This is a genomic window from Planctomycetota bacterium (genome assembly GCA_026387035.1).
Taxonomy (GTDB): Bacteria; Planctomycetota; Phycisphaerae; order FEN-1346; family FEN-1346; genus JAPLMM01.
Genome location: JAPLMM010000126.1, coordinates 1 through 6,602, shown reverse-complemented (window position 1 = coordinate 6,602; position 6,602 = coordinate 1). Strand labels below are relative to the sequence as shown.

Genomic DNA, 6,602 nt, shown 5'->3' with positions numbered 1-6,602 from the left:
CGGCAGGCGTCAAGACTTCGCCCCTGCTTCGCCAAGGCTTCCGCCGTCGTCCCGGCGCGCCGGGACTATGGCGGACGGGACGCAGGGCTACGGCGGGTAAAATTGCGGCCCGAAGGGTTCCAGCGAAGTAACAGGGAGATTGCGGGCCCGCCTTCGCGGAATGCCTGCCATGAGATGACGCGGCAGAGTTTACTCGCCCGCGCGGGCACCTGGGCGACCAATCAAGATGCGTCACGGTGGTGGCGGGGTTTGGTCGGGGGATGAACGTCTCTCATGAAACCGAGTTCCGGCTTCGTACAGCGAAATCTTGGCCCTTGAGGCTTTTGCCAAGTCCTGCTTGTTCTGTCGTTTGGCCAGGTCCAGGGCCTTCTGGTAATGCCCAATCGCCTCGTCGAAGCGTCCCTGGTCCGCCGAAGCGTTGCCAAGGTTGAAGTAGGCCTCCGCAAAGTCGGGCCTGATTTTCAGTGCCTTCTGGTAATGCCCAATCGCCTCGTCGAAGCGTCCCTGGTCCGCCAAAACGTTGCCAAGGTTGAAGTGGGCCTCCACAAAGTCGGGCCTGATTTCCAGTGCCTTCTGGTAATGCCCAATCGCCTCGTCGAAGCGTCCCTGGTCCGCCAAAGCGTTGCCAAGGTTGTAGTGGGTCTCCGCAACGTCGGGCCTGATTTTCAGGGCCTTCTCGTAATGCCCAATCCCTCGTCGAAGCGTCCCTGGCTCATCAAAGTGTTGCCAATCTTGTAGTGACTGGCCGCCTCCGGTACCGCCCCCCACCATGTCGAGGGCTTCAACCATTCCCAAGAGAACCGCCATTTCATGAAACCGACGATGTTGGAAAAATCGTCGGTCCAAAGACGGCCGCTACCTGACCCGAGTGGCGCCCAGCCAGGATCTTTGACGAGCGGTAGCAGGTCTTCAGCCCGTCGCGCCATCACGACCCAGGTGGAGGAGTCCTTTCCGAGGTCGCTCGTGCCGCTATCCTCACGCACCCTCGCCATCACGCCGGCATCCTCCGCCAGTTTGCCCAGGATCGGTTTCAGGTCCAAGAACCGACTGGAAATGTGGATCGCCAACAGCCCCCCCTCGGCCAGTCGTTGGAGGTAGATTTGCAGCGCCTCGCGTGTGATCAGATGGATCGGCACCGAGTCGGAACTGAAGACGTCGACCACGAGCAGGTCGAATTTCCGGGGCGCCCCGTGAATGAGCGAAAGCCGCGCATCGCCCAGAATCACTTCCACGTTCGCGCGGCAATCGGCAAGGTAGGTGAAGTACTCCGGGTTCCGTGCGATGCGTTCCACGGCCGGATCGATCTCATAGAAGGTGATGCGCTCGCCGTGCTGGCCATAGGCAGCAATCGTACCCGCTCCCAGGCCAAGCACGCCTATCTCGGCCAATGGTCGGCGGGGTTCCAATGCCTGGAAGATTTGACCCAGCGGTCCTTTGCGATGATAATAGCTCAAGGGCTCGTGTCGCTCGCTTGTGTCGAGGCTCTGCACACCATGCTTCGTGGAGCCGTGCTTGAGTTCGTTCGCGTTCCACACGGGATCGCGGATCACTCGCGACACGCCGAAGAAACTCCGTTCCGCGTGCAGCACGTGCAAGCCACCTTTTCCGCACCACAGGCTCACGGCCAACAGGACCGCGACTCCCAGTCCGAACCGCAGGGGGCGGTGCCGCAGGAGAAAAGCGGCCACGACGGCCAACACCACCAGCGCCAGTTTGGTTGCCGGGACATTCGCATATCGCCACTCGGCCAGGGGGCCCTCCGAGCGCGTCGCCCAGGTCGCCGCGACGCAGGCGAGCAGGATCGCCCCGGGCCATGCGGTCTCACGCACCAGCGATCGGGGGCTCTTCGCCGCCGCCGGGCGCGGCCGCAACAGGCAGGCCACCGCGATCATCAGGGGATACTCCAGCACGCCGGAGAATACGAGCGGAGCGACGAGGGCGTTGAACAACCCGCCCAGAACGCCGCCCAGCGACATCCACAAGTAGAACTCGGTCAGGCGGCTGCTGGCGGGGCGGTCGGCGGCAAGTTGGCCGTGGCAGACCATGGCGGTCACGAAAAACGCCAGTAGTTGAAGCAACCCGAGCGACAAGAGTTGCGTCGGCGTGTCGGCGTTCCATGCCAATGCCCCCGCCGCCACCACGATCCAGTACGGTTGCGCCCGGACCATCCAGGGAAGAGGAAGGATCGACCGCCGCGCAAAGACCAGCACGAACGTCAGCAGGTACAGCGCCAAGGGGACCACCCACAACAAGGGCATCGCAACGAGGTCGGTCGAAATATACGTATTCACGCCCAACAACAGGCTGGAAGGAACGAACGCCAGCGCGAGCCATCGGAGCCGGCGCAGTATGGTCGGGCGGTCTGAAACCCGTCCCACCTCCGGTTCCCTGGCGGCGACCTCCGCCACCGTCGGGCTGACGGGTGACGAGCGCCATAGCCTTACGGCACAGACGGCCATCAGCGCCATGAGCAGGCCGTAAGCGGCCGCCCACCACCCCGTCTGCCCCGCCAGGGTCAGGTGCGACTCGATCACCAACGGATAGCCCAACAAGGCGAGCAGGCTCCCCAGATTGCTGGCGGCATAGAGAAAATAGGGGTCTCGGGCGGATCGGCTTCCCGTTTGGGCGAACCACGCCTGCAACATCGGTGCACTGGCCGAGACAATCAGGAACGGCAACCCCACCGACACCGAAAGCAGCAGCCAAAGCCAGAAAACCGGGAAAACATCCGGCGGCAGTACCCAACCCTGTGCGATGTGGATCGGCAGAACCACCCAGGGCAGGCATAGCAGCGCCAGATGCAGCGCCGCCTGCCGACGCGGGCCAAGCCACTTCAGGGACAAGTGCGCGTAGACGTATCCTGCCAGGAGAGCAGCCTGATAAAACACGAGGCATGTGTTCCATACCGAGGGCGCCCCGCCCAACAGCGGCAGCGCCATCTTGGCAAACATCGGTTGGACCACGAAGAGCAGCGAGGCGCTGACAAAAAGCGTGACCGCAAAAAACAACTCCGCCGTGTGCACCTGCTTTGGCGCCGCCGCAGCCGACGCTTCCCGCCGACGGGAAGTATCGATTTCGCCTCCGGCTCCGGCCTGTCGTCGTTGTCGCCCCACCCAGACTGCTTCCTTCACCGCCCGTATCGCCCGATCACAACACTGTCCGCCGATTCACCGTCGGCAGAAGGTGCGGGGCTTGCAACGGGCCGGGCTGGCCTGGTTCGTGATACCGTCGAGGGCCGGATGCCTGCCTGGCAAGGCCTACAAACACCCCCGCCGACAAGGAGCATGATAAGTCGGCGGACGCCGAACGCCAAGCCCTTTTCCGGCCGCGCCCGCCACGGCAGGCAAGTCGAAGTTCCCGCGGATCCACCCGACCCGGCGGGTAAACTTCGTGCATCTGCGGGCGTTAAACGGCGCGCGGGGGGGCGTTGGGGGGTTATCCGCCGCCCATGCGGATTTCGGGTGCGCCCATCGGTTCGAGTTCGATGCCGAAGAACTTTTCGTCTTCTCCGGGGTCGAGTTCGACCTTGACGCGGACGAGCCAGCGGTGCATCCGCCGGGTGAGGGCGAAGTTGCTCTGGGCGTTGAGTTGACGGTCGAAGTCGTAGATCTCCAAGACTCCGAGTTGCCACTTCTCGTTGATGTGGTAATCGAAGGAGACGAAGGTCTGGGCGGACTCGCCGTCGGGAATGTAGCGGTGGCCGACGGAGTAGGAGAGTCGGGGCGAGTGGGTGACGGTCATGCCGACGGCGAAGAGGTCGAGGTTTTTGTCGTCGGTTTCGTAGTTGGTGTCGGTCCAGAGGGAGACGGAGTCGGTGGTTCGCCAGGTGGTGTGGAATTCGAGGTGGTTGAGCGCGGCTCGACCGTCGGGTGCGATCTCGGGTGGGTCGGCGCGGTTGTCGTAGAAGAATCCTTCGAGGTCGAGGAGGAGCCAGTCGACGGTTTCGCGTTCGTCGGGCAGACCGCGTTTGGTCTGGAAGCGCTGGCGCCATCCGAGTTCGACGACGCCGGTGCCGTCCACGCCCTGGACGATGGGCGTTCCGGCCTCGGTGACGTCGTAGGGGATGAGTTCGCGGCTGGGAACGGAGACGCCTGCGGCGAAGGCGCGGACGTCGAAGGTGTTGATGTGGCGGATGCCGTGGACGTCCCAGAAGTCGCTTTCGACTTGCGGATAGACGTGCCAGGCCTGCATGGCGGCGCGCGTGCCGGTGCGCCAGGCGAAGCGGTCCTCGGCCCCGGAGCGGCGAAGGTTCTCCTCGAAGTAGGATCCGCGGCCCTCGGCGAAGGGGACGACGCCGACGGGCCCGATGCGGATGGGCCAGTCCAACTCGTGGATCGTGTCGGCGACGAGTTCGCCGGACGAGCCGCGCTCCGGAATCTCCCCGATAAGGGCGGTGCGTTCGCGCGGGCGGTAGCGGGCGTAGGCGACCTCGGAGTCCTGGAAGTAGGTGAGGTGGTCGTCGAGGAGGCTTCGGCCGATCATGTTGTATCCGACCTGTGGGAGGAAGTCGGTGCGGGTGTAGAAATCGTTGAGTCGCTTGGAAGCGAGGATCGTGAGGGCCTGGTCGTCCACCTGTTTTTTGAGGTACAGGAGTGTTTCCTGGGCCTTTTCGGTTTCGTCCTCGTACTCGTAGAACTCGTTGAGGAACGCCGGGTCGGTGATCCAGGAGAGTTCGCCGGTGAATTCCCAGTTTTGGGGGAGATACTGTCGGTGTCTCCAGAGGACGCGGCCGCGGTCTTGTTGTTCGGGTTCGACGTCGGTTTGTCCGATGCTGTCCTTTCCGAGGTCGCGGAGGAAGTAGGAGAGGAACTGGCCGTAGTAGTTTTCGCGGTTGTATTTGCCTTCGACGCCGATGCCCGGTCCGCGTTCGCTCCAGTAGTCGGCGTCGAGGTAAAAGTTGTAACCTGGGGGTTTGCGTTCCAGTCCGAGGAGTTTAAAGAGGTGCCACTGGCTGACGACGCCCGTGCCGCGGTTCGTACTGTTCTCGATGCGTATGGTTCGCAGGGCGGTGTCGCCTTCTTCGAGGTCGCCGGCGAGGCGTGGCCACCAGACGACGGGCACGTGGCGGACGCGGGTCTGGACGTTCTGGCCGACGAAGCGGACGCGGCGATTGAGGGGCGTCTCCTCCTCGGCGGGAGCGGGTTCCTCGGCCTCGGGCGTCAGGTCCACGAGGGTCATCTGGGTGGCGCCCATTTCGTAGTGGGGATGGGCGAACTCGCAGGTGGTCATCCAGGCGCTCTGGCTGGTGAAGATGCCGCGCGCCAGTTCCCGGACCTCCTTCGCGTAGTAATAGACGGGGATGTTGCGTGTGGTGGAGAAGGTTTTGATTTTGGCGTTGATGATGAGGGCCTGGTCGTGCTGAAAATCGTAGTAGATCTGGCTGGCGCGGATGGTCTGTCGTCCGCGGTGGATGGAGACGTGGCCCTCGAAGTAGGCCTCGGCGGCGAGGCGCTTGGTCGGGGCGCGCAGGGCGCCGTCGGTTGCCGCGCCGCCCGCGCGGCGGACCGCTTCCTCGGGGGTCCAGATGACGAGGTTATCCGCCGCCATCTCCATATCCCCGCGCATCACGTACACGCCGCCCGTCCAGATGCTGATGCGGACGTCGTCCTCGACGAAACTGGAGAAGTTGACCTGGCGGACGTCGTCCTGGGGGACGATGGAGATTTCCTGAGGGACGGCGGCCTCGCGGACGCCGGGCGCGGGGATGGTCGGCGGGACCTCGGGGGGCTTGACGACGGTCGTGGGAACTTCGCGGACGCCGGCCTCGAGGAACTCGCGCCGGCGTTTCTTGGCCCGCAGATACAGGGGCGTCGAATCCGCTTTGCCGCGCAACTCCTTGTCCTCGGCGACGAGGCTGATTTCGGCGCCGTCGGCCATGACGAGGTAGGCCGAGTCGTACTTTTCGACCTCGCCGCCGGTGCGGCGGAGTTCGGCGCCGGTCTCGGCAAAGACGCCGAGTTCGGCCCGGCCGGTCTTTTGGGCGGCGGCTTCGTCGAACCACACGACCCCGTCACGCGCCGTCAACTGGTCCCCGTGCGTCATCACCGTGAACCCGTCGATCACCAGGATGACCCGCAGCCCTTCCTTTTCATACCAGGTGTGGATGACGCGGCCGGAGATCTGGATGGTCGGCTGAGCGGGGGCGACGGGGTCGGCGGCGTTGACCGGGTCGGCGGCAAGCGCCGCCCAGGCAACGGCAGCGGCGAGGCTGAAGTTGAGGATCTTCACGTGGCTCCCCGAAGGGGTCCGGCTCGTAGCCGTCCGAGGCGTCCTGGCGCCAGAAGCAAGGTCGCGGCCGCACCGGCCGACACACCGGGCGCTCGCCGGAAGTACGCCGACAGGGAGTATAGCGCCGGCTGAAAAGGCGTGTCAACAGAAATGCCCATCGCGGGGAGGCGGGGGGCGGGGGTGCGCCAGCATTTTCTGACACTTGGCGAAGGCGCGAAACACGGCGCGTGTGGCACGGCGGGCCTTGCTTGCCACGCCGTAGCCCGAAGGGCGAAGGCGGGTCCCGCCGTGCGCCGAGGCACGGCCGGGCAAGACCGGCCGTGCCACACCGTGGTTTTGAGGGAAGCCTTGACCCTTTGCCACGAAATGCGGCC

3 protein-coding genes are annotated in these 6,602 nt (G+C 64.6%); all 3 read right to left on the bottom strand.

Annotated features, from left to right (window positions below; translation table 11 throughout):
- Positions 1-231 precede the first annotated feature (231 nt).
- Entirely contained in the window at positions 232-771 is a 540-nt protein-coding gene (locus NTX40_04255) for a tetratricopeptide repeat protein (protein ID MCX5648296.1), read from the bottom strand.
- Positions 666-3,113 (bottom strand): fused MFS/spermidine synthase, encoded by a 2,448-nt coding sequence (locus NTX40_04250; protein MCX5648295.1) that lies wholly within the window; start codon positions 3,111-3,113, stop codon positions 666-668. Before NTX40_04250 ends, NTX40_04255 begins: the two co-directional genes overlap by 106 nt.
- Before the next feature lie 322 nt (positions 3,114-3,435).
- The gene (locus tag NTX40_04245; protein ID MCX5648294.1) at positions 3,436-6,228 is read right to left on the bottom strand and encodes a hypothetical protein; all 2,793 of its coding nucleotides are present in this window, start codon (positions 6,226-6,228) and stop codon (positions 3,436-3,438) included.
- Positions 6,229-6,602: the final 374 nt, after the last annotated feature.

Excerpts from the sequence above, each read along its gene's own strand:
- NTX40_04255 (MCX5648296.1), bottom strand. The coding sequence starts at position 771 with ATGGTGGGGGGCGGTACCGGAGGCGGCCAGTCACTACAAGATTGGCAA.